The organism is Stenotrophomonas sp. 05N37, assembly GCF_056397365.1.
This window is the reverse complement of record NZ_JBFTNG010000004.1, coordinates 186,476-208,913: the sequence shown is the minus strand read 5'-3', so window position 1 is coordinate 208,913 and position 22,438 is coordinate 186,476. Positions and strand designations below refer to the sequence as shown.

Genomic DNA, 22,438 nt, shown 5'->3' with positions numbered 1-22,438 from the left:
GTGTGCCGCGATGGCGATGGCCACCGCAGGTCATGCAGCCGATGCGCAGCCGTGGCTGGACACGTCGGCCAGCTTCGAGACCCGCGCCGCGGCGTTGGTGGGGCAGATGACCCTGGAGGAAAAGGCCGCCCAGATGCAGAACGCCGCGCCCGCCATCGAGCGTCTTGGCGTGCCGGCCTACGACTGGTGGAACGAAGGCCTGCACGGCGTCGCGCGGGCGGGGCAGGCCACGGTGTTCCCGCAGGCCATCGGCCTGGCCGCCACCTTCGACGTGCCCTTGATGGGGCAGGTGGCCACTACCATCAGCGACGAGGCGCGGGCCAAGCATCACCAGTTCATCCGCGAGGGATCGCATGGCCGCTATCAGGGGCTGACCTACTGGTCGCCGAACATCAACATCTTCCGCGATCCGCGCTGGGGACGGGGCCAGGAAACCTATGGTGAAGACCCGTACCTCACCGCGCGCATGGGCGTTGCCTTCGTGCAGGGGCTGCAGGGCGACGACCCGGTGTACCGCAAGCTGGACGCCACCGCCAAGCATCTGGCCGTGCACAGCGGCCCCGAGGCCGACCGCCACCACTTCGATGCCCGCCCCAGCAAGCGCGACCTGTATGACACCTACCTGCCGGCCTTCGAGGCGCTGGTGAAGGAGGGCCAGGTGGATGCGGTGATGGGGGCCTACAACCGCGTGTACGGCGAATCCGCCAGCGCCAGCCGGTTCCTGCTGCGCGACGTGCTGCGCCGCGACTGGGGCTTCAAGGGCTACGTGGTGTCGGATTGCTGGGCGATCGTCGATATCTGGAAGCACCACAAGATCGTGCCCACGCGCGAGGCCGCCGCGGCGCTGGCGGTCAAGAACGGGACCGAACTGGAGTGCGGCCAGGAATACGCCACGCTGCCGGCAGCGGTGCAGCAGGGCCTGATCAGTGAAGCGGAGATCGACGCGGCGGTGACGCGCCTGTTCACTGCACGGATGCGGCTGGGCATGTTCGATCCGCCCGAGCGCGTGCGCTGGGCGCGCATCCCTGCGGCGGTGAACCAGGCCCCGGCACATGACGCCTTGGCCCTGAGGGCTGCACGGGAATCGCTGGTGCTGCTGAAAAACGACGGCGTGCTGCCATTGTCACGCACGCTCAAGCGGATTGCCGTGGTCGGCCCCACGGCCGACGACAGCATGGCGCTGCTGGGCAACTACTTCGGCACGCCGGCGGCACCGGTGACGCTCCTGCAGGGCATCCGCGATGCGGCCAAGGGTGTCGAGGTGCGGTACGCGCGCGGCGTGGACCTGGTCGAAGGGCGCGACGATCCCGGTGCGACGCCGCTCATCGAGGCGGCGTACCTGCGGCCCTCGGCCGACTCCCCGGAACGCGGGTTGCGTGGCGAGTACTTCCGCACGCCCGATCTCTCAGGGACGCCCGCGCTGGTCCGCACCGACGCCCAGATCGGCTTCCGCTGGGACCGCGGTTCCCCGACCGACAACCTGTTGGCGCGCGGGGAAGCGGCGCCGGGGCAGGGCATTCCCGGCGATGGTTTCAGTATCCGTTGGCAGGGCCAACTGCTGCCGCCGGTATCGGGCCGCTACCGGATCGAGGCCGCCGCCGACGACGGCTTCCGCCTGTACGTGGATGGCAAGCGGGTGCTGGATCATTGGACCCGCAGCGATCGCCTGCGCAGCGATGGGGTGGACCTGGACCTGCAGGCAGGCCGCGCCTACGACCTGAAACTGGAGTACTTCGATGCCGAGCGTGACGCAGGCGTGCGGCTGGGCTGGCGCATGCCCGGTGCGAAGCCGCCGTTCGAGGAGGCGCTCGATGCTGCCCGCAGCGCGGACGTGGTGGTGTTCGTCGGCGGCCTGACCGGCGACGTCGAGGGCGAGGAGATGACGGTCAACTACCCGGGCTTCGCCGGCGGTGACCGCACCGACCTGCGCCTGCCCGCCACCCAGCGGGCGCTGCTGGAGGCGCTGCACGCCACCGGCAAGCCGGTGGTGATGGTGCTGACCGGCGGGTCGGCGCTGGCGGTGGAGTGGGCCCAGGCGAATCTGTCGGCGATCCTGATGAGCTGGTATCCCGGGCAACGCGGCGGCACCGCCGTCGGCGAAGCGCTGTTCGGCGAGGTCAATCCCGGCGGCCGCCTGCCGGTCACGTTCTACACCGCGGACCAGGCGATGCCCGCGTTTGACGATTACGCGATGGAAGGCCGCACGTACCGCTACTTCCGCGGCACGCCGCTGTATCCGTTCGGGTTCGGGCTGTCCTATACCCGCTTCGACTACGCAACGCTCAGGCTCGATTCGCCCCGCATCGCCGACGATGGCGCGCTCCGGGTGGAGGTGGAGGTGGCCAACACCGGCGAGCGCGCGGGCGATGAAGTGGTGCAGCTGTATGTGCGGCGATTGGCGGCCGGGGCCGGCGATGCGCAGCAGACGCTGCGCGGCTTCCAGCGGGTGCATCTGGCGCCTGGCCAGCGACGCACGGTTGCATTCGCGCTGGACGCGCACCAGGCGCTGCGCCAGTACGACGAGGCGCGCGGCACCTATGTGGTGCCACCGGGGGCCTACGAAGTGCGGATAGGCGGCTCAAGCGCCGATGCCCGCGTGCAGGGCCGCTTCACCGTGGAGGCGGCGCGTGACTGATTCCCGCCACATGGACACCCCCGAGCACACGCTGTCGGTCCGCGAGAAGCTGGGCTACAGCCTGGGCGACCTGGCCGCCAACCTGATCTTCCAGACGCTGATCACCTACCTGGCCTTCTTCTACACGGATGTGTACCGATTGCCGCCCGCTACCGCAGCGGCCATTATTTTCGTGATCGGCCTGCTGGGCGCCTTCGTGTTCACCCCACTGATCGGCATCGCCGCCGACCGCACGGCCACCCGCTGGGGCAGGTTCCGGCCCTGGATCCTCTGGACGGCGATCCCGTTCGGCGTGCTGGCGCTGCTCGCCTTCAGCACCCCGGACCTGGGGCCGCGCGGCAAGGTCATCTACGCGCTGGTGACCTACGGTCTGCTGATGCTCGTGTATGCGGCCAACAACCTGCCGTATTCCGCGCTCAGCGGGGTGCTCACCGGCAGCATGGCCCAGCGCAACAGCCTGTCGGCCTACCGCTTCGTGGCGGTCATGATCGCGCAGTTCATCATCCAGGTACTGCTGCTGCCGCTGGTGCTGATCCTCGGTGACGGCGATCGGGTGCAGGGCTTCGAACGTGTGATGACGCTATTTGCGGTGGTGGGCACCGTGTTCTTCCTGATCACCTTCGCCACCACGCGCGAGCGCATCGTGCCGGCGAAGGAGCAGAGCAGCGGCGTGCTGCAGGACCTGTCCGACCTGCTGCACAACCGGCCGTGGAAGGTGATGCTGGCCCTGACGGTCCTGGTCTTCATCAACCTGGCGCTGAAGGGCGGCACCTACATCTATTACTTCCAGTACTACATGAGCGAGGCCGCCCTGGCGGGCTTTCTTGACCGCTCCGGCTTCAACGCGTTCATCGGGGGATTGAACGCAACGCTCAACGGATGGGGGCTGTCCGGTTTCACCTGGCCGAAGGATCCGGCCACCTCGGCATTCAGTCTGTTCAACGCCTGCGGCATCCTCTGCATGATCCTGGGCATCGGGGCATCGCGCCGCCTCGCCGACCGCTACGGCAAGCGCGATGTGTTCGGCGGCGCGCTGCTGGTGTCCACGCTGTTCCTGCTGGTGTTCTATTTCCTGCCGCCCACGGCAGTGGCCGTGGCCTTCGGCGCGTTCATGCTGCACGGGTTCTGCTACGGCATCACCATCCCCTTGCTGTGGGCGATGATCGCCGACGTCGCCGACTATTCCGAATGGAAGAACCATCGCCGCGCCACCGCGATCATCTTCTCGGCGATGCTGTGCGGGCTGAAAATCGGCCTCAGCATCGGCGGTGCGCTGGTGGCCGGCATCCTGGCCCATCACGGCTATCAGGCCGGCGCCGAACAGCAGGCCCAGCCCGTGGTGGACGGCATCCGCCTGACCGTGAGCGTCTATTGCTCCCTCCCGTTCCTGGCCGCGGTGGCGCTGCTTTTCTTCTACAAAATCGACAAGCGCATGGAGACCCGCATCGAACATGACCTGCATGTGAGACGTCAAGGAAGCACTCTGGAGCACCTCGCGGCACACGCCATCGCCCAACCGCTGGTGACCCACCTCTACACGGCCGACCCTTCGGCCCACGTGTTCGAGGGGCGCCTGTATATCTACCCGTCGCACGACATCGACAGCGGCGCGCCGTTCGACGATGAAGGCGGTCACTTCGGCATGGAGGACTACCATGTGCTGCGGATGGATTCGCCCGAGGGCGAGGCCACCGACTGCGGTGTGGCACTGCATGTCCGCGACGTGCCCTGGGCCGCACGGCAGATGTGGGCGCCGGACGCAGCCAGCCGCGATGGCCGCTATTACCTCTATTTTCCGGCCAAGGACGGGGAGGGCACGTTCCGTATCGGCGTGGCGGTGGCGGATCGTCCGGAGGGCCCGTTCACCCCCGACGCCGAGCCGATGGAGGGAACGTACTCGATCGATCCGGCCGTCTACGAGGATGACGACGGCACGCATTACCTCTATTTCGGCGGCATCTGGGGCGGTCAGTTGCAGAACTACCGGGACAACCGCTTTGACGCCGCGCACAAGGAGCCCACCGGCGATGCGCCTGCGCTTGGCCCGCGCGTCGGCCGGCTGGACCCGTGCATGACCCGGCTGGCAGAGCCCACGCGGGAGGTCATGATCCTGGACGAGCACGGCCAGCCGCTGCGCGCCGATGACCACGCGCGTCGCTTCTTCGAAGGGCCGTGGTTGCACAAGTACCAGGGGCGGTATTACCTGTCGTACTCCACCGGGGACACGCACCTGCTGTGCTACGCCATCGGCGACAGCCCGTATGGACCGTTCACCTATGCCGGGGTGATCCTCACGCCCGTCGTCGGCTGGACCACGCACCACTCCATCTGCGCCTTCGAAGGCCAGTGGTATCTCTTCTACCATGACGCCCTGTTGTCCGGCGGGGTGACCCACCTGCGCTCGGTCAAGTGCACCCCCCTGCACATGGAGGCCGACGGCAGCATCCGGACGATCGATCCCTATGGCGCTTGAAACGGCCTCACCCAAGGATGATGCGGAGGCGCCGCTGTCTGGTGGGCGCCTGTACTGGTTGCGGGCCGGGAGGCTGGAGGTGGCGCTTGCGCCGGACGCCGGTGGCCGTATTGCCCATCTGCGCTACGACGGCGTGGAGTGGCTGGTGGGCGAGGAGGAGGTTGGGGCGGCTGCGATCGGCTGGGGGTGCTATCCGATGGTGCCGTGGGCCGGGCGCATCCGGCAGGGGCGCTTCGTCTTTGAGGGCACGGCGTGTGAGCTGCCGCTGAACTTTGGCGCGCACGCGATCCATGGGGTAGGCTTTTCACGACCGTGGCATGTCGACAGCCTCGGTGCGGATGCCGCGACGCTGTCGCTGGCGCTTCCTGAGGATGCGTATTGGCCGTTCGGGGGTCGTGCCACGCAGGTGATCCGTGTGACGCCCCACTGTCTCGAGCTGCGGTTGGCCGTGCAAGCCGGCGACAAGGCGATGCCGGCGGTGCTTGGCTGGCACCCCTGGTTTCGCAAGCCGGATCAGGTGGTGTTCGCGCCGAGTGCGATGTATCCGCGGGACGGGGAGGGGATTGCAACATTGCCTTGTGTCCGCCCTGTGCCTGGGCCCTGGGATGACTGCTTCCTCAACCGGCAGGAGGTGGCAATGATGTCGGGGGAACAGGTCCTGCGTCTGCGCGCAGACACCGGCCACTGGGTGGTGTACGACGGCGCGGCGCATGCAACGTGCGTGGAGCCGCAGACGGGGCCGCCGGATGGTTTTACGTTGCTGCCGGACCGGCTGGGGCCGGGGCAGATACTGGAGCTGACGTTCGAGCTGCAGTGGGGCGATGGCAGTGGCAACGGCGATGAAGCCCGGTGAAACTCCAGTGATGCGCGCCGCCGGAGAATTCACGGCGGAGGAACTGGACGGCGGCGACCCTGTCAGGACCTCCCCTTGAAGTGAAGCGTCTCTTTCCATGTCCACAAAGCATCTCACCACGATCAATCCGCTGACCGAAGAAGTGCTCGCCACCTATTCCTACATGTCCGACGCCGAGGCTGCTGCGGTCGTCAAGGCAAGCCATGAAGCCTTCATGCAATGGCGTCTGCGCAGTCTCGATGATCGAGCAAACGTCATTGCGGGCATCGCCAAGGCCCTTCGCGAGCGCAAGGAAGAGTTCGCACAGCTGATGACCGACGAGGTCGGCAAGCTCATCGAGGACAGTCGCACTGAAGTCGAGCTGTGCGCTGCCATCTGTGACTACACCGCCAAGCAGGGGACTGTCGTGCTGGCCGATGAGGAGCGCGATGTGGAGGGTGCCACCGGCATTGTGACCCACGCCCCGATCGGTGTGGTGTATGGCATTCAGCCGTGGAACTTCCCGGCGTACCAGGCGATCCGCTATTCCATCGCCAGCCTGATGGCCGGCAATGGCGTCCTGCTCAAACACGCCGAGAGCTGCACCGGTAGTGGCTTGCTGCTGCGCGACATCTACGAAAGTGCCGGGCTGCCCAAGGGGCTGTTCGGCGTGCTGTTGATCAGCCACGACCAGTCCAATGACATCGTGGAAAACGATCTGGTGCGCGCGGTGACTCTGACCGGGAGCGAAGCGGCGGGACGTACCGTCGCAGCCAGGGCCGGTGCGGCCCTCAAGAAGACGGTGCTTGAGCTGGGCTCCAACGACGCCTATCTGGTACTGGACGACGCCGACCTGGATCTGGCCGTGGCAACCTGCGTCAAGGGCCGACTGTTCAACAACGGGCAGACCTGCGTCAACGCCAAGCGTTTTATCGTGACAAAGAAGAACTACGAGGCCTTCGTCAGCGCCTACGCAACGGCCTTCGAAGCGATCCGGATGGGCGACCCGAACGCCGAGAACACCCAGCTCGGCCCCATGGTCTCCAAGGCGCAGCGCGACAAGCTGCACGAACAGGTGACCAAGAGCGTCGCGCAGGGCGCACGTCTGGTGGTGGGCGGTGACGTGCCGGACCGCACCGGCTGGTTCTACCCGGCCACGGTGCTGGCGGATGTGGCACCGGGGCAGGTGGCCTACGAGGATGAGCTTTTCGGCCCTGCAGCGGCCATCATCCGCGCAGAGGATGATGAGGATGCGTTGCGCATCGCCAACGACAGCCGCTACGGCCTGGGCGGGGGCATCTTCAGCCGGGACGTGCAGCGCGCCCGGGAACTGGCGAGCAAGTACTTTGACACCGGCATGGTCTTCATCAACACCTTCGACGTCGCATCGCCAGCGCTGCCGTTCGGCGGTGTGAAGGCTTCCGGCTATGGTCGGGAGCACGGTTCGGAAGGTCTGAAGGAGTTCGTGAACGTCAAGTCGATCAAGATTCCGGCTGCAGCGTGGGCTTGAGTCCGGCATGGGCGCCGCGCGACGCCACATCGCGCGTGCGCATGACGTCCGGTTCGGGGGAAAACGGTTGCTGGACACATGGGTATAGGGGCAGCGCCAAGCGCCTAGCCACGGATGGCTAGACGCGGAGCTAGAGCGCTAGTTGTTCTATAGGAGAGGCGGCTCCCGAGCTACGCTTTACGCCAATCCCTCAGTTTCCTTGGTCCAGTGATAACGAAGATTTATCGGGGCAGAAACGCGTATGTCCGGCCGTCGCAGCGGATGTGCTTATGTAGCTCACCCCATGGCTCGCTTGGAGCGAGTGAGGCGTACGCTCTGTTGAAAGCAAAATGCCAATCGATCAGTGCAACTCATAAAGCGCGGGGAATGGAGCGACGCAAAGGGCGCACTGGACCGCGGGCAGCTTGAAGGGGTGATCGCACACTCCACCTTGGCGAGAATAGCTGCGATGTAAACTCAATCTTCCAAAAGACGGGCAGCGGGATTGGTGGCTGCGCCGGCTGTCTGGAGGTATCCCGCCACACTCGCCCCCCCCCTGTGCTCTGTCACCTGCATGATCGCGGTAGAGAGACACCCCGCCGGCTCGCTTCGGTCACGAACCACGGCCGCAGGCTGTGCTCACCAAAATCACCCCTCCAGCCCGCCGTAGGCCGCCTCGGCAAGAGGGAGGGCTGCTTCGGATCCAAAGCGAGGCATCCATCTGGCGTGCAATTGGGGGCCGGAGGTTCTACGAGGCCAATATTTCGTGAACTGGTCACAACTATAGAAGCAAGCGCGCGGGCAGAAGCTGAGAGTGGTCCAAGGAGCGCCGATGCTGCTAGCGAGGGGCGGAAGCCCCGCTCACGAAAGGATAGCGGGATTCTGCGCAGCTATTCGCGCCCTTGAACATGCGGCAGCAGAGAGCGTAGAGTGACTAAAACGGGGAGGGGGCATGGGAACTCTGTCTGCATCTTCAGCCAAGGAAGAGGGCCTCGGTGAGCGCATAGCTACGTACCGAGTGGCTCTTGATCAAGATGGTAACGAAGCGCAAACGCGCTTTCATGTCATTGACGAGTTCCTCACAAATGAGCTTGACTGGAAGAAGGACGCTATTCGCGTCGAGCCCTATATTGAGGGCGCGGGATTCGCGGATTACGCGTTCTTTAGCTCAGGTCGCTGTCGTGCCGTCCTTGAGGCGAAGAAAGATGCCCTAGAGCTTTGTTCGGTCAAGCAGACTGGCGTGGCGGTCGTTGCCCTTGACGGATCGGCGTTGAAGGGCGCCGCAGATGGAGTCAGTCAAGCTATTGGGTACGCGGCAAGATTCGGCTCGGCCGTGGGCGTCGTCACTAACGGCCGCCAGTGGATCATGTTTCTGGCCTCGCGTAGCGACGGCAAGCCACCGAACGAAGGGCTAGCCGTTGTCTTTCCGACGATAGAATCCATCCTCAACTCATGGGCCCAGTTCTACGACTTCATGTCCGAAGCGGGACTTCAAGAGCACAAGCTTGCAACCTATTTGAGAGAGCGCGAATCGGGTTCAACTTCAGTCCCCGCTTCCTACTTTAGAGCTGTTGACAGAAGTCAGAAGCGCGTTCCACAAGTTTCTGACCTGGCTTTCTCGCTAAGCGAGCTTTTTAGAAAATCGTTCATCAAGATCAACACCAAGTCTAGAGAAGCGCTCATCGAGTGTTTCGTTGAGACTCGGTCAAGCCGCGAGACAGACGTCGCCTTTGAGAAAATCGTCAACGAGCTTATAGATAGGGCACTTCGGCGCCTAGACACAATTGACGTCTCCAATCCCGACAACCTGCAGGGGCTACTTGAGACTTCGGTAGACCTTAGGACCGGTGAATTTGTTCTCTTGGTCGGAAATAAAGGATCCGGAAAAACAACATTTCTTGATCGATTCTTCTCAAAGATTCTTCCTGCCAGTCTCAAGGAGCGCGTCCTTCACTTGAGTGTGGATTTGCTTAAAAGTGAGGGCTCAGACACGCACCTTACAGCCTGGATGTCTGGCGAGCTAATTCGACAAGCGGAGCGACAGCTTTTCGGGCCAACGCCCACGTACGATCAGCTGCGAGGTGCGTTCTGGCCGATGTATAAACGCATGAGTACAGGGGAGCTCGCGCCCTTGTACAAGCGCGACCGCGATGCATTTAGACAGCGGTTTGGAGAGGACCTGGCATCGCTGCGAAGAGATCAGCCGCGCGAGTACCTCCTTGAGCTATTGAAGCGGTCCTTGGTTGGTCAGCAACGCTTGCCGATTCTTGTATTTGACAATGTCGACCACCTTCCTCGCTCCACCCAGGATAGGGTGTTTCAGTACGCGGTGGGACTGTCAACTAGTGTCGCATCCTTTCTCATCTGCCCCGTAACTGACACGACAGTTTGGTCGCTCAGCAAGGCTGGACCACTTCAGAGCTTTCATTCTCGCGCATTCTTTCTGCCCGTACCAAGCTTGAAGGATGTCTTTGCCAAGCGTTTAGACGTTCTGCAAGCCGAGCTTCGAGATACTGAAGAGGGAAAGGGAAAAAGCGCATTAGTCGGTCAGGGAATGCGACTTACGATAAAGGACCTGCAGTCCTTCTGTGCGGCCGTCGAGTCCATATTTGTTTCAACGTCCGACATAACCGCAGTAATCGGAAGGCTGTGCAACTACGACGTCAGAAGAAGTCTTGAGCTCTCCGGCGAAATTCTCTCTTCTCCGTGGATCGGCCTGGAAGAGCTTCTGAGGATGTATGTTGCGAGAGGCGAAGTTCGCCCGAAGAGAACGGCACTTATGACTGCCCTAGTCTTACAGAAGGGTACGCTGTATGACGAAGACAAGCACAATTTTCTGGTGAACATTTTCGCGCGCCCCGCCGGCGCCCTAGCATCGCCCTTTATGTCACTATATCTACTCCGCTTTCTGTCAATGGCAGACGACAAGGCCTCAACCACGCGCGATCGATTCATCAGCGTCTCCCAACTTTGGGACAAGTTTCATTCTCTGGGCGTCCACCGCGAGACCTTTCGCTACTACATCGACAGACTATTCTCGCGCGCGTTGATTGAAGCTTACGATCCATCGGAAAGGGCGCTGCGAGATGAGACGCTCGTTCGAATAAGCCCTGCTGGGGCTGCGCACTCTCGACTCGTTTATAGCGACAACGTATACATATCGCAAATGGCGTTGATTACACCCCTTGCCAATGAAGCGGCCTGCATATCGATTCGTGATGAATCTCAAAAGACCTTTCAGGGGTGGATGAAGATTTGCAATATTCTTCTGACGCAGATGAAGATCGAAGATGCTCGGGTGTTTCCGGCACTGTCCGATGAACTGTTTCCTTGGATCGTTGCCGTGCGTGATGATATCAACCTGCTACACCAACGCATTGAAGAGCGAAAGCCCAGGAAGTGGACGACAAGCCCAAATCGGGCATAGATCGAGCGATCCGCTGCAATTGGATTGGAATTCCCTCTGTCAAGCCGGACTTCAAGGTCGCATCTCGCTACTTCAGTAGGAGCGTCGCAGGATTTTACTCAGTTGCGCCTACCTGGGAATGACCGACTACGCTTGCCGCCGAACGTGTTCGGCCATTGCCATCACCGCGGGCAATGGCATCCCCTGCTTGCCCGCTTCCGCAACAAAGCCTGACTGCAAGCTATGGGCGCAAAAAAGCCCCTGCAGCCCCGCCAACTTAGCCCGCCGTTTGACTATCGCGGCCACTGAGCCAAGGAGCGGGGCGGAGCCAGCTCGCGCCTTCCAGACGCAGGCGACGTATTTCCGCCGCTGCGATCTGGCGGCGCCTGCATCTGCCGCTGGCGGACCAGAAGCAGAGCAGGGCGCGATCAGGCAGACCGTACAGTCTTTCATCGCAGGTGGCCAGCATGGGCTTCCAGTTCGGCGCGGGTGGTCGCCGTCCTCTTGGTCGGCCGCCCACCCGGTTGACCGAGGCACGCCGAGCCCGGCGCATCTTGAAATGTGCAAGCACCTCGCCCTCAACGGGCCGGCTTACAACCCCTATCGCGCGCCTCGCGAGCCTTCCTCGGCTGTCCAGGTCTCTGCCGCCTCGGTCTCGCACGGCTCGTTTGCGCAGCCTGTTTCTCCCGCGGGAAGTGCGGTCATTGCAGTGGCGGATCGCCCAATGGCGACGTTCCCTGAGTCGGTGCAGAACCGCTACACCGGGAATTAACGTGACGGATCACGGCCCGGCGCGGGGTGCAGGGGCGCACAGCCCCTGTACCAAGGCGGGTAGGGGATTCCCCTACGGTCAAGTGGACCGAGAGTTAGATACCATTCCCGCAGGACAAGGGGGCGGTATGGAACTCAGATGGATTCTGATGGCGGTTTTCGCGCTTTCCGGCGATGCAGCTGCCCAGCAGGTGCACAAGTGTGTCGAGAGCGGCCGCACAATCTACCAATCGGACCCCTGCGTGACCGGGCCAGCGGCCAAGTCTTGGAATGCGGCGCCAGAGGCTCCGAATCCGGACCGGCAAGCTCGGCTGGATGCAATTCGGCAGGAGCTCGAACAGCGCAGACAAACTCAGCGTCGAACCTATCGGTACGCACAGAGTGGCGTTCGTGGCATATCGATCAGTAAGCACCGTGATCCTGACCGGTGCGAGTCGGCAAAGGCGCATCGAGCGTCCGTGTTCAAAGCCGCTGGAATTCATAGGTCGTTCGAATTGACCCGCCGGATGGATGACATGGTGTTCGACGCGTGCAAGTAGCCCGGCCCGGGGTGTAGGGGCGCGCAGCCCCTACGATGACGCTCTCATCCAGCAGATTGCCCGAAGTGGCGCTCCCGGAACTCGCCCAGGTCCACAACAACGACCTTCACCATCTGGCGCTGACCAGCTTTTCCCATGCCGGCCTCGGCCTTGCGCCGGGAGGCATATCCGGCCAACCTCAATTCCATCTGATCGCGCCATGCCAGCCCGGCAAGGCGCTCGGGAGTCATCCGGTCGCCATGCGGGCTGAAAAGGTAGTTGCCGCGAAGGCTCCAGCCTGCGAAGGGGCCGCTCAGGTACTGACACATGCATCAATGCTCGCTTTGTCCTTGGGACCCTTGGCAGGCAAGATCGATGCCAGGACCAGTTTGAGCAGGCCGCCGTAGTAGCGCACCCGTGCGATCAGAGACGTTACATAATATACATTATGCGAAATGGCGTATCGGGCCGTTTCCCGGTTCGTGGGCTCCGGCTGGCGCTGGATCAAGCTCTGGATCGGCTCTTGCTTCCCCACTCGTTCCCCCAACAAGGACGAGATCCAAGCATGAGCGAATCGACCTGACCGGCCCTTGGGCCGGTTTCGGCTTTCAGGGCGGCCACATATTCACCCCCGAAGAACACAGCCTCGAGCAGTGCGACATGACCTGGTGGTCGCTTACCTGCAACATTACCCGGGAATGGCGGTTGATGATGGAAGAAGCCCGGCCGCGGCAAGCTCGATCGCTGGCCGCTGGAAAGGGCTGCGCCACAATGGATTCCAGTGTCGTATACCTGCGGGAGTACGTCAGAATTCGCAGAGAACGGCGGCTGGGCGTGGGTGATCCCGGTGCCGGCGCCGATAGATGACCGTGATGGCGATCGCCCTGGCCGCGGTCCTGCTGGGCGCAGTGCACACGCTGAGCAAGACTCACACGCCATGGTCCGCACGGTTCGACGCCAAGAAACCTGGTCCGCTCTAGTTATCGACTCTAGCTTCCCTACTCAATCCGGAACCAAGTGCCATCGGACTTCCAAGTCACTCAAGCCAGGCCCAAAGCGACTCCGGCTTGAGTGGCTTGCTGGAAGAGCGTTGGAATTGGGCCTAAACGGGAACTCTCCCCGTACCAGCGCAAGTGTTGCACTCATCAGCGTCCTTGGATTTTCCGGTCCCTTCGCAGTTGTAGCATTTGCGGGTTTTCGGCGGGTACATGGCATCGTTAAGGTCCTGAGACCAATCGTGCTCTGCAAGGCTGATTGCCTGGTCCGCCTCTTCCTCGGACTCAAACTCACCAAGCTCAATTTCTCTCCCGCCAAGTACTACTTTTGCGCGAAAGAAAGGTGTGATGGTTCGGCGGCCCTCCAGCTCGACTGAATCGCTTTGGTTCTCACTATCGGTCCGAGACATTGTTACCTCCATTGGTATAACCGCGTAGAAGAGGGATCCTGAGATCCCGTTTCCGACTTGCCCGCAATGCACTTTGTCGCTCGATCTTAGGGTTGCTGCGTCCGGCTAACAAGCGCCAAGCTGCGCCGCGCCCGAATGTTCTCTCCCGCAGCCTGCCTATGCGAGTAGGGATTTGCAGGGGCAATCAATTCGCACGACAGGCGGCTGTTCCCATTGCGCGAGGCACGCCCGAGACGGGCGGCTCCTCCTTCGCGTCCGGAAGTCGCGACCTAAACGCATGCAGCGGCCTGTTCTGCGATCCACTCAACACAGCCCCTGCCCCATTCTGCACCCTCACCGCCTACACAACCCGCTCTGCCTGCATACGCCGCAGCCGTTCAACATAGGCCAGTCGTCGACGCGACCCCCGCCTTTCATTGCCGCCCGGTGACTCCGCGGCACATTCCTGCACCCAACCGGGTTCACCCACTAGAATGGCTGCCGGCTTCTCTTGGGCATGGGACATGGACGACCAACGCACGGCAAACGCGATTCATACGATCTGGTGGCAGGTGGCGCTCGGCGGCTTCCTTGCGCTTACCGCCCACAGTGTCGTGGAGGCGGCGTACGCCAGGTACCAACTTCAACAGGTTACTCGGCAGTTCGAGGCGGACCTCAAGGCGATGCCCTCCTCGCTTTTGCCGGACGCGCCGACGCCACCGCGCGAGCGCCTCATGCCATTGCGCCAGAACGAGCGCTGCATACAGGGGCGCCGGTTTGAGCGGGTGCAGAACGGCTGGAGGCAGATCAATGCCCCGTGCTAGGTCGCGCATGCCGCGTGCATTGGCCGCAGACCCACGGGCACGAGCGTGAGCGCTGGCGATACGGGCCGCAGCGCCGCCCGCTGGATACCGCTCGTGGTGTTTCTGGTCATGTTGTTCGGCATTCCGCACAATTCGCCGTGGTTTGGCCTGGTGCTGCTGTATCTGCTGCTGGGTGCGCTGTATGTCGTCGGCGCGATCCTGTGGGTGGCCCTGCGTAGCCGCGGCGCGGCAGCGGCCCTCGGTCGTACGCCGCCGGTGCGCGCGTTGCTTCCTCGCGAGAAGGAGGCGCTTGATTGGTTTGGCCAGCCAGAGCGGGCAATCTGGCGCATGCCGCGCGGGAACGTGGTGGACCTGCTGGCTGCCGTGCGCGCCGCTGGCGCGGCGCCTTCGGTCCACGCGCTGAGCGGTCCGTTCGTGCGGACGGCGAGTGCCGGGGGGTATGAGCGGCGCGATTGCATCGGCGGCGTCGAGGTCCTATTGCTGCCGGGCGCAGAACAGCACCTGCGCGCGGGCAATGACGCGGATGTTCTGCTGTGTGGGCGGTTCGCGGTCGTGCTTGCCCTGAACAACACGTGGCGTATTGATCAGGCGCGCTCGCTGCTGAAATAGGCGCGGCGTGGCTCGCCCGTCAGCCGGTCCAGTCCGCCGCCCCGTGCTCGATATCCACCCAGTCACTGCACAGCAGCTGCGTCCGGGGGATGGCGGTTGCAATGCGTACCGGACCGTCCTTGCCGTTGATCGCGCCCTCGAACTGTCCGTCGCTCATCGGCGCGACCGGGATGCAGAGGCGGACACGCTTGACCGCATCGGTGCCCGGCAGGGTTTCCCATGCTTCCACCTGCACCCTGCCCTTCGGGGTCAGCTCCAGTGCGAGCAGCCGGGCATCGGGCGTGCCCGTGGGCTGCGCCGGGAAGTCCAGCGTGACATCACCGTTCTCGATGCGGATCGTCGGCCGCGACACCTTGCCGGTCGGCCCGACCACATCGAGCGACGTGTCGAGGCTGCCACGGTCGAATACGGCAAGCGGGGCGGCGCCGTCGTTGGTCAGGGTGTAGCGGAAATCGAGCAGGCGGTTCTCGGTGTAGTAACGGAACTGGGCGACCAGGACGGCGAGCGGGCGGCGGCTGTCTGCCGCGGCCTGCGGATGGGGGGCGGAATCGTGCGGCATGGCGGGGGTGACCGTTCCTTGGAGTGTGTGGCCGTGGCTGCAGCCACTGAGGAGCGCAGCGAGCAACAGGGCTGGCAGCGCAGCGTGGCGGACGCGTGCGGCAGTTTGCTGGCGCGGTGTGGGAGGTGCAGGTTGGTGGGAGCGATGCATGCAGGTGCTCAGCGTTCCAGGACGGGCTCGGCGCGGCCCTGCGCGTGGTCCGGCGCGGGCGCCCCACGTTCGGCAGCGGCGTCCATCTGCTGTTGGAACTGGCGGCCTGCGTCGCTGTCCATCAGTCCCTCCAGGGCCTTGCCGAGGGCTGCATCATCGCCGCGTCGGGAGGCGTCGAACAATGCGTCAAGGTGGGCGCCATGCGTGTGCGGGTGGGCGCTGGCCGGCGCGGCATTCGGCTGGCCAGGCGACACCAGGGCGCCAGGGCCGACGCTGTACTCGGTGCGGTCGGGCAGCCCCATCTCGCGGCGGACGGCGTTTTCGGTCAAGGGCGCCGGGTTGGCTTGGGTCGGCGGCGTGGCCGGGTCGTTGTCGAAGTCGAAGCTGGCACCGTCGTGCGGCAGGCCGACCGCCTGGCGCTCCCATTGCCCGACGGCACCGCTGCGGCCGTCGGTGTCGGCGCCCCGGTACATGTCGGGTTGCAGGGTGCCGTTGACCACGTTGTAGGCATGCGACAGCTCGTGCTGGAGGATCACGCCCGGTGCCGGGAAATGATCGCTGTGGAAGCTGGGGTTGTAATGGACCATCGCCGGCGTGCCGGCCCCGGCCACCATCGCCCCGGTTTCCGGATCCGGCTCGAGGAACATGTCATCGTGCATCTGCAGCGGCTGGCCCGGACCGGCCGGATGGCCGCCGGCCGCGCCATTGGTCTCGTTGGTCAGTTCGGCGATGGTGACGGCGTTGCCCTTGCCCACCGGCGGCGCAGCCGCGGCCTGGTCGAGTGCGGCCAGCATCTGGCGCCCGGCCGGCGAGCCGCGCATCTGCTCCAGGTCGGCTTCCACGCGTTCGCGGAAGCTGTCGGACCCGGAAATCAGGATGCTGGACCCAAGCGAGGGGTCATGCGCACCCGGGTCGACGACACGGTTGCCAGCACCCTCGGCGGCCGACACGGTGTCCTCGCCTGCCCTGCCATACACCACGTCCTGGCCACCGCTGTTGTGCACAGTGTCGGTGCCAGCCCCGGCGTAGATGTGGTCGACGTCGGCGCCGCCACGCAGGGTGTCGTTGCCGAGACCGCCCGAGAGAACGTCGCGGCCCTCCTCGCCATCGATGACGTCGTTGCCGCGGCCGCCGTCGAGAACGTCGTTGCCGCGCCCACCCCGGATGCGGTCGTTATCGTCGCCGCCGTAGACGACGTCGTTGCCGGCCCCCGCATCGATGCGATCGTTGCCAGCGCCGCCGGACACGTCATCGCGGCCGTTGCCGGTGAGGATCGTGTCGTCGCCGCGGCCTCCGTCGACGCGATCATTGCCGGAGCCGGTGATGATCACATCGTCGCCATCGCCGCCGCGCACGTCCATGTCCACGCGCACGGTGCCGGCGCTGGCGACGGTCTGCACGTAGAAGGGATCGACGCCCTCGGTCAATGCCGGTGTGGTGTTGCTGGCAATGATGCGGTCGTTGCCGCCGTTGCTGCGCACGCCCAGTTCCTGGTCGCGGCCCAGGGTCAGTTCATAGGCCTGGCCGTTGACGGTCGCGGCCAGCACCCCATCGGGACGCTGGCTCAATCGGATGTCATCGTCCCTGTCGCCGGTGTGCAGGGTCATGACATCGTCGAACTGGTTGCCGCCGGTCACCCGCTCGCGGGTGATGCGGACCTGGTCGTCTCCGGTTCGCCCGTTGTCGTACAGCAGGTCACTACGGGTCGGCTTGCCGTCCGGGGTCATGCCGATCACCGGCGTGCCGATGGGCGAGCCCGCGCCATTGACAGCAATCGGCGGCGGCGGCGGTGGCGGTGCGCCGCCCGCGCCCGAGGTTCCCGTTGCGGTAGAAGCGTCCGTTGCCATCTGCGCATCCCATTCGTCCATGTGATGAGGCGCAATATATACGAGGGCTTGCCGCGGCGTGAAGGACGGGTGTCACGCCGCGCTGGCGAGCCACACAAAAACGGCAGGCCGTAGCACCGGCCTGCCGTCATCGGGTCACGCGGGGCGCGACGATCAGAAGCGGAATTCGCCGCCCACGCTGATCGTGTCCACCTCCACGTCCACGCCGCTGAACTCGCCCTTGCGGCGGTCGTAATTGAGGCTCAGGCCCCAGCGGCGGTTGAAGTCGTACCCCACATTGACGCCGTAGTAGGGCTTGGTCGAGCTTTCGTCATCGACCACGTCGAAGGTGTCCTCGCGGACCTGCGCGGTCATGCGCGCGACGCCCGCACGTGCACCGATGAAGAAGCCGGTGTTGTCGGCGCCGAAGTTCTTCTTCGCCACCACGCCCACGCCGATCGAGACCAGGTCCAGCTCCTCGTCGTAGCCGAGGTCCTTGTTGTACAGGGAGCCGACATGGCCTTCGACACCGATGTTTGGGGTGAACCAGTAGCCGCCGCCGACCACGCCGGAGGTGTCGGACTCGCTGCCGCGGAACCCGTCATAGCGCACTTCGGTATCGCTGCTGCCCAGCTCGGCGCGGAGGAATGCCTGGCCGGCCATGGCGTCGGTGGACAGGGTGGCCAGCGCGATCGCGGCCACCAGGGTCACGTACTTGTTCATTCAGATCCTTCCAAAAAGTGGGTTGCCCCTCTGGGCGGCGCCACTCTGCCTCCTGTTCATGTTTGTGTCAATTGCGTTAAGTGAGGGCGCGCTCGGATGTGTGCCAACGTCGCATACGCGATCAGGGCGACGTCGCAGGCGCGTCCTTGAGCGAGGCGTCCAGAAGCGCTGAATAGACGTCCAGCCGGGTGCGCATGCCGACCAGGACCCAGCCGAGTGCATACAGCAGCACCATCGAAAAGATGAGAAGCCCCAGGACCGGGTTGACGTCGAACCCGCCGGCCCAATCGCCCGGGGTCCACGTCCGGAATTGAAGGTACAGCGCAACCAGTACGGGAAACGGACCCAGCTTCTGCAGCCCGCCGTACATCAGTCCCATGCGGTCGTTCATGGTCTTCTGAAGCGCAAGGACGAACCGCAGTCGCTCTTCCCGCTCAGCGGCGGGGAACGCGCTGAGCTGCTTCACCAGACGCGTCCAATAGGCGAAGTTGGCGTCCATTTCGGCCGCATGCGAGAGCCGCGGGCGGAGGTATTGGCCTCCTTCTCTCTTGAGCATCAGGGACAGGAAAAGAGTGAAGCCGGAGACTTCGATGGCCAGGCAGGCGGTGAGAACCATCAGCGCCCACGACAGCGGCAGCACGCTGACGGGCAGCATCCCTGTGGTCAGTCCTGCCGCAGTGGCGGCGACCCCTGTCCCGAGCGCCCAGCGCTCCAGCCGAGAGGCCTTGGGATGGATGCTCTGCTCGTTGTACTGCTGCACTTGCCTGTACAGCCACGAGAAGGACAGCCCGGGTTCCGGAACTACCTGCATATCCATTGCGGCACATCCTCCTGTCGATGGGCACCCGCCCTGCCCAGTGGGTTGCAGACCCGCCGGCGCACCATCTTACCGGCAGGACGCTGCCAGCGCGCCGCGATCAACACTGCGCCTTAACCGGCCTTGCCTATCCTGCGGGCAGCCGCTGCCGCCCACCGAGGTTTTCGCGCAGGGAGGCGGATGCGGCGCGTTGGACTTGGTCGAACCACTCAAGGAGCATCATGAAAAACCTCAATGCCGTCATCCTCGCAGGCTGCCTGTTCGGCCTGAGCAACAGCGCCTTTGCCGATACGGTCAACCTGACTAACAGTGCCGATGGCGCCACCCGTGACGCGGGCCTGGCCGCGGTGAAAAAGAAGCTGCAGGACGCCTGCGCCGAGCGCAAGGGCACGGCGATCACCGACTCATTCGAGGTCGTCTTCGAGAAGACCAGCGCGAACCCGGACGTGCCCAAGCCGTACTACGTGGACGGCAGGATGCAATGCGATCTTCCGGGCTGATCGGGGCGGCCTTCGCGCCCGGTTCGTCGCGACGGCGCCCCTGATCGCCCCTGCCCTGCTGCTGATATAGTCGGCCGGCATGACGGGCACCCTGCCCGTCCACGTATTACAGGGAGTTGGTCATGGGTCTGGTACAGGCGGTGAAAGGTGCAGTCGGTGGTGTTCTGGCCGACCAGTGGAAGGATTTCTTCACCGTGCCGACGGGCCTGCCGTCCACGGCGGCCCTCTTCGCCGCCGTCCCGCGCGGCACCAATGCCGGGCGCGGCTCCAACACCAGTGCGTCCTCGAACATCATCAGCAACGGGTCGAAGATCGTCGTGCCGGAGGGCTACGGCCTGCTGCTGTTCCAGGACGGGGCGATCACCGGCTTCGTCGCCGAGCCGGGTGGCTATGAATGGCGTTCGGACGATGCCAACTCGCAGTCGATCTTCGCTGGCGATGGGCTGGTCGGGCCGTTGATCAAGCAGAGCTGGGAGCGCTTCAAGTTCGGCGGCCAGCCGGGCTCGCAGCAGGCGGCGTTCTTTGTGTCGCTCAAGGAACTGCCGGACAACCGTTTCGGCACCCAGTCGGAGATCTACTGGGACGACGGTTTCCTGGGCACGCAGGTCGGCGCGCTGACGCGCGGTTCGTACACGCTGAAGATCGTCGATCCGATCCTGTTCGTGAAGAATTTCGTGCCGGCCAGCTACCTGCAGCCGGGCCAGGTGTTCGACTTCACCGATCTGGACAACGCGGCAGCCAGCCAGTTGTTCAATGAAGTGGTGGGCTCGCTCGCGCCGGCCTTCAGCCTGTATACCAACGACCCGGGCAAGGGCAACCGCATCACCAAGCTGCAGCAGGACTCGCTCGGCTTCGCGCAGAGCCTGTCGGCCGCCGTCGAACAGGGGTACCAGTGGAAGTCCGACCGCGGCCTGGCCATCGTCAAGACGGCGATCGTGTCGATCGAGTACGACGCCAACACCCGCGAACTGCTCAAGACCGTGCAGCGTGCCGATGCGCTGGCCGGTTCGCGCGGCAACTCGAACCTGCAGGCCAGTGTCGCCCAGGGCATCCAGTCTGCCGGCGAGAACGGGGGTGCGGCCGGGTTGGTGGGCGTGGGCATGGCGTCGGGCATGTTCGGCGCCGGCGCCCTGCAGCAGCCGGCCACGCCTGCGGCTCCGGCCGCGGATGACCCGGTGGCCAAGTTGAAGAAGGCCAAGGAGATGCTGGATCTGGGCCTGATCACCCAGGACGACTACGACACGCTCAAAGCCAAGGCGCTGGGCCTGTAAGGCCCAGGACGCGCGTAGACCATGTCCGATTCCAGAATTCCGCCGCCGCTGCCGTCGTCGGCGCCGCCCCCGTTGCCGCCTGCGCCGCCCCCGCCCGTGAGCGGCCCGGGCTCGCCACGGGAGGTGCCGCCGTTGCCGGGCACCTTCCCGGTCGATCCGACCACCCTGCCCCCGCCGATTCGTGACGAACTGCTGGCGCCGGACCCGGTCGCCCTCGATACCGCCGCCGAGGAACTCAAGGACGGCGTCAATCGCTGTCCGAAGTGTGGCTCGAGCGATGTCCGGCTCCGGATCGGCACGGACGTGCTGGTCTGCCAGTTCTGCCGCAATGAGTGGCATGGCGCGCTGGTGGAGCAGGAATTCGGGCTGGGTGATGGCATCGACCAGCTGCGGGGCACCGTCATTGCCTCCGGTGCGCGCGATATCGAGGCCGACACCGCCAGCCTGATGAGCTTCAAGTGCACCGGCTGCGGTGCCGAGGTGACCATCAACACCGAGAGCACGATGACCGCCCGCTGCCACTGGTGCCGGCACGTGTTCGGCGTCAACGAGCAGGTGGCCAACGGAGCGGTGCCCGATGCGGTGCTGCCCTTCCGGATCAGCAAGACCGATGCCGTGGCCCGCATCCGGCAGTTCGTGGACAAGCGTCGCCTGTTCGCCTTGAAGGCGTTCAAGCAGGAGTTCACTCCGGAAAACGTGATCGGCGTGTACCTGCCCTACATGATCGTGGACAGCAACGTGAGCGCCGCGGTGGCCGGCAAGGGCGAGATCAAGACGCGGGAGTACACCCGCGGCACCGAGAAGAATCGCAAGACGTACTACGATGCCGATGTGTACCAGGTGGAGCGCCAGGTGGACTTCACCGTGGACGACCTGCCGCTGGAGTCATCGGCCGAGCGCGGAAACCTCGACACGCGCACCAACACCAACAACATCATCAACACCATCCTGCCGTTCGATACCAAGAATGCGCTGAAGTGGAATGCGTCCTACCTGATGGGGTTCACCACGGAAAAGCGCAACCTGGACGTGGAGAAGCTGCGCCCACGGTTGGAAGACCAGTTGCTGTCCATCGCCCGTGCCCAGGTCGAGGGCTCGGTGCGGCGATACGACCGGGGCGTGCGCTGGGAGCAGGAACGGCTGGACGTGCACGGCACGCGCTGGGTGTCGATGTACCTGCCGGTATGGCTGTATTCCTACCACCAGCCGGGCAGCAACGGCGGCATGCTGCACTACATCGCGGTGAACGGGCGTACCGGCGAAACCATGGGCAGCGTGCCGGTGCAGCAGTGGAAGCTGCTGCTCGCCGCGCTCACCACGGGCACGATCATCGAAGCGCTCGTCCTTTTCTTCCTGGTGGCTTCCTCATGAGTGATGACAGTGGGCTCTGGTTGCTGGCCGCAGGTCCGGCCGGCGCGACGGCGCTGTACTGGGCGCTGTACCGCTACTACCGCAATACCGACAAGTCCCACGCATTCGAGCGCGAGACCGAGGTGGAGGCCAAGCCGGTGACCGGCTCGGACCGCCTGGTGGACACGGTGACGGGCACGCAGGAGACCCGCATCCGCGGCGACAACGTGCGTGCCTACCGCAACCGGGTAATGCGCGACAGCAGCTGAGCGTCCGGGTTGCGGGCACGAAAGTGCCGTGC

General features: G+C 64.4%; 17 protein-coding genes and 1 pseudogene. 13 read left to right on the top strand and 5 right to left on the bottom strand.

Going from position 1 to position 22,438, the window contains the following annotated elements:
- The first annotated feature begins 10 nt into the window (after nt 1-10).
- From AC1DGC_RS13780 to AC1DGC_RS13750, 7 genes and pseudogenes are all read left to right on the top strand, one after another.
- Nucleotides 11-2,635, top strand: a complete 2,625-nt coding sequence (locus AC1DGC_RS13780) for a glycoside hydrolase family 3 protein (RefSeq protein WP_478048195.1) — start codon at nt 11-13, stop codon at nt 2,633-2,635.
- Nucleotides 2,636-2,645: 10 nt separating this feature from the next.
- Nucleotides 2,646-4,115 (top strand): annotated as a pseudogene (locus AC1DGC_RS13775) (MFS transporter); the annotation flags it as partial.
- Entirely contained in the window at nt 4,092-5,108 is a 1,017-nt protein-coding gene (locus AC1DGC_RS13770) for a glycoside hydrolase family 43 protein (RefSeq protein WP_478048194.1), read from the top strand. The pseudogene AC1DGC_RS13775 and the gene AC1DGC_RS13770, both read left to right, overlap by 24 nt.
- Complete coding sequence (locus AC1DGC_RS13765) at nt 5,098-5,961, top strand: aldose epimerase family protein (RefSeq protein WP_478048119.1); 864 nt, start codon at nt 5,098-5,100, stop codon at nt 5,959-5,961. Before AC1DGC_RS13770 ends, AC1DGC_RS13765 begins: the two co-directional genes overlap by 11 nt.
- A 97-nt stretch (nt 5,962-6,058) precedes the next feature.
- Nucleotides 6,059-7,450, top strand: a complete 1,392-nt coding sequence (locus tag AC1DGC_RS13760) for an NAD-dependent succinate-semialdehyde dehydrogenase (protein ID WP_478048118.1) — start codon at nt 6,059-6,061, stop codon at nt 7,448-7,450.
- A gap of 931 nt (nt 7,451-8,381) precedes the next feature.
- Nucleotides 8,382-10,856 (top strand): hypothetical protein, encoded by a 2,475-nt coding sequence (locus tag AC1DGC_RS13755; RefSeq protein ID WP_478048117.1) that lies wholly within the window; start codon nt 8,382-8,384, stop codon nt 10,854-10,856.
- A 446-nt stretch (nt 10,857-11,302) separates the two neighbouring features.
- Entirely contained in the window at nt 11,303-12,145 is an 843-nt protein-coding gene (locus AC1DGC_RS13750) for a DUF4124 domain-containing protein (protein WP_478048116.1), read from the top strand.
- 44 nt (nt 12,146-12,189) lie between these two features.
- Here the strand turns inward: AC1DGC_RS13750 and AC1DGC_RS13745 are convergent, their stop codons facing one another.
- Nucleotides 12,190-12,453, bottom strand: a complete 264-nt coding sequence (locus tag AC1DGC_RS13745) for a DUF3653 domain-containing protein (protein ID WP_478048115.1) — start codon at nt 12,451-12,453, stop codon at nt 12,190-12,192.
- A 1,579-nt stretch (nt 12,454-14,032) separates the two neighbouring features.
- Here AC1DGC_RS13745 and AC1DGC_RS13740 point away from each other — a divergent pair.
- Both AC1DGC_RS13740 and AC1DGC_RS13735 read left to right on the top strand, forming a co-directional pair.
- Nucleotides 14,033-14,332, top strand: coding sequence for a hypothetical protein (locus AC1DGC_RS13740; RefSeq protein WP_478048114.1), 300 nt, complete (start codon nt 14,033-14,035; stop codon nt 14,330-14,332).
- A gap of 93 nt (nt 14,333-14,425) precedes the next feature.
- Complete coding sequence (locus tag AC1DGC_RS13735; protein WP_478048113.1) at nt 14,426-14,941, top strand: hypothetical protein; 516 nt, start codon at nt 14,426-14,428, stop codon at nt 14,939-14,941.
- Nucleotides 14,942-14,960: 19 nt separating this feature from the next.
- Here the strand turns inward: AC1DGC_RS13735 and AC1DGC_RS13730 are convergent, their stop codons facing one another.
- The 4 genes from AC1DGC_RS13730 to AC1DGC_RS13715 all read right to left on the bottom strand — a co-directional run bounded on the left by AC1DGC_RS13730 (nt 14,961) and on the right by AC1DGC_RS13715 (nt 19,016).
- Entirely contained in the window at nt 14,961-15,500 is a 540-nt protein-coding gene (locus AC1DGC_RS13730) for a hypothetical protein (protein WP_478048112.1), read from the bottom strand.
- A gap of 158 nt (nt 15,501-15,658) precedes the next feature.
- Nucleotides 15,659-17,377 (bottom strand): M91 family zinc metallopeptidase, encoded by a 1,719-nt coding sequence (locus AC1DGC_RS13725; protein ID WP_478048111.1) that lies wholly within the window; start codon nt 17,375-17,377, stop codon nt 15,659-15,661.
- Nucleotides 17,378-17,650: 273 nt separating this feature from the next.
- A complete protein-coding gene (locus tag AC1DGC_RS13720; RefSeq protein ID WP_394162044.1) occupies nt 17,651-18,199 on the bottom strand; it encodes a porin family protein in 549 nt (182 codons plus the stop codon).
- A gap of 121 nt (nt 18,200-18,320) precedes the next feature.
- On the bottom strand, nt 18,321-19,016 hold the full coding sequence (locus tag AC1DGC_RS13715) for a hypothetical protein (RefSeq protein ID WP_478048110.1): 696 nt from the start codon (nt 19,014-19,016) through the stop codon (nt 18,321-18,323).
- Between the two features lie 221 nt (nt 19,017-19,237).
- On the opposite strand from AC1DGC_RS13715, the gene AC1DGC_RS13710 reads away from it, so the two are divergent.
- The 4 genes from AC1DGC_RS13710 to AC1DGC_RS13695 all read left to right on the top strand — a co-directional run bounded on the left by AC1DGC_RS13710 (nt 19,238) and on the right by AC1DGC_RS13695 (nt 22,406).
- Nucleotides 19,238-19,516, top strand: coding sequence for a hypothetical protein (locus AC1DGC_RS13710; protein WP_394162048.1), 279 nt, complete (start codon nt 19,238-19,240; stop codon nt 19,514-19,516).
- A 122-nt stretch (nt 19,517-19,638) separates the two neighbouring features.
- Complete coding sequence (locus AC1DGC_RS13705; protein WP_259202731.1) at nt 19,639-20,787, top strand: SPFH domain-containing protein; 1,149 nt, start codon at nt 19,639-19,641, stop codon at nt 20,785-20,787.
- Between the two features lie 21 nt (nt 20,788-20,808).
- Nucleotides 20,809-22,158 (top strand): TFIIB-type zinc ribbon-containing protein, encoded by a 1,350-nt coding sequence (locus AC1DGC_RS13700; RefSeq protein ID WP_478048109.1) that lies wholly within the window; start codon nt 20,809-20,811, stop codon nt 22,156-22,158.
- Nucleotides 22,155-22,406 carry a hypothetical protein gene (locus AC1DGC_RS13695; protein ID WP_259202734.1) on the top strand — a complete coding sequence of 84 codons (252 nt, stop codon included), beginning with the start codon at nt 22,155-22,157 and terminating at the stop codon, nt 22,404-22,406. The genes AC1DGC_RS13700 and AC1DGC_RS13695 overlap by 4 nt, the downstream gene beginning before the upstream one ends.
- Nucleotides 22,407-22,438: the final 32 nt, after the last annotated feature.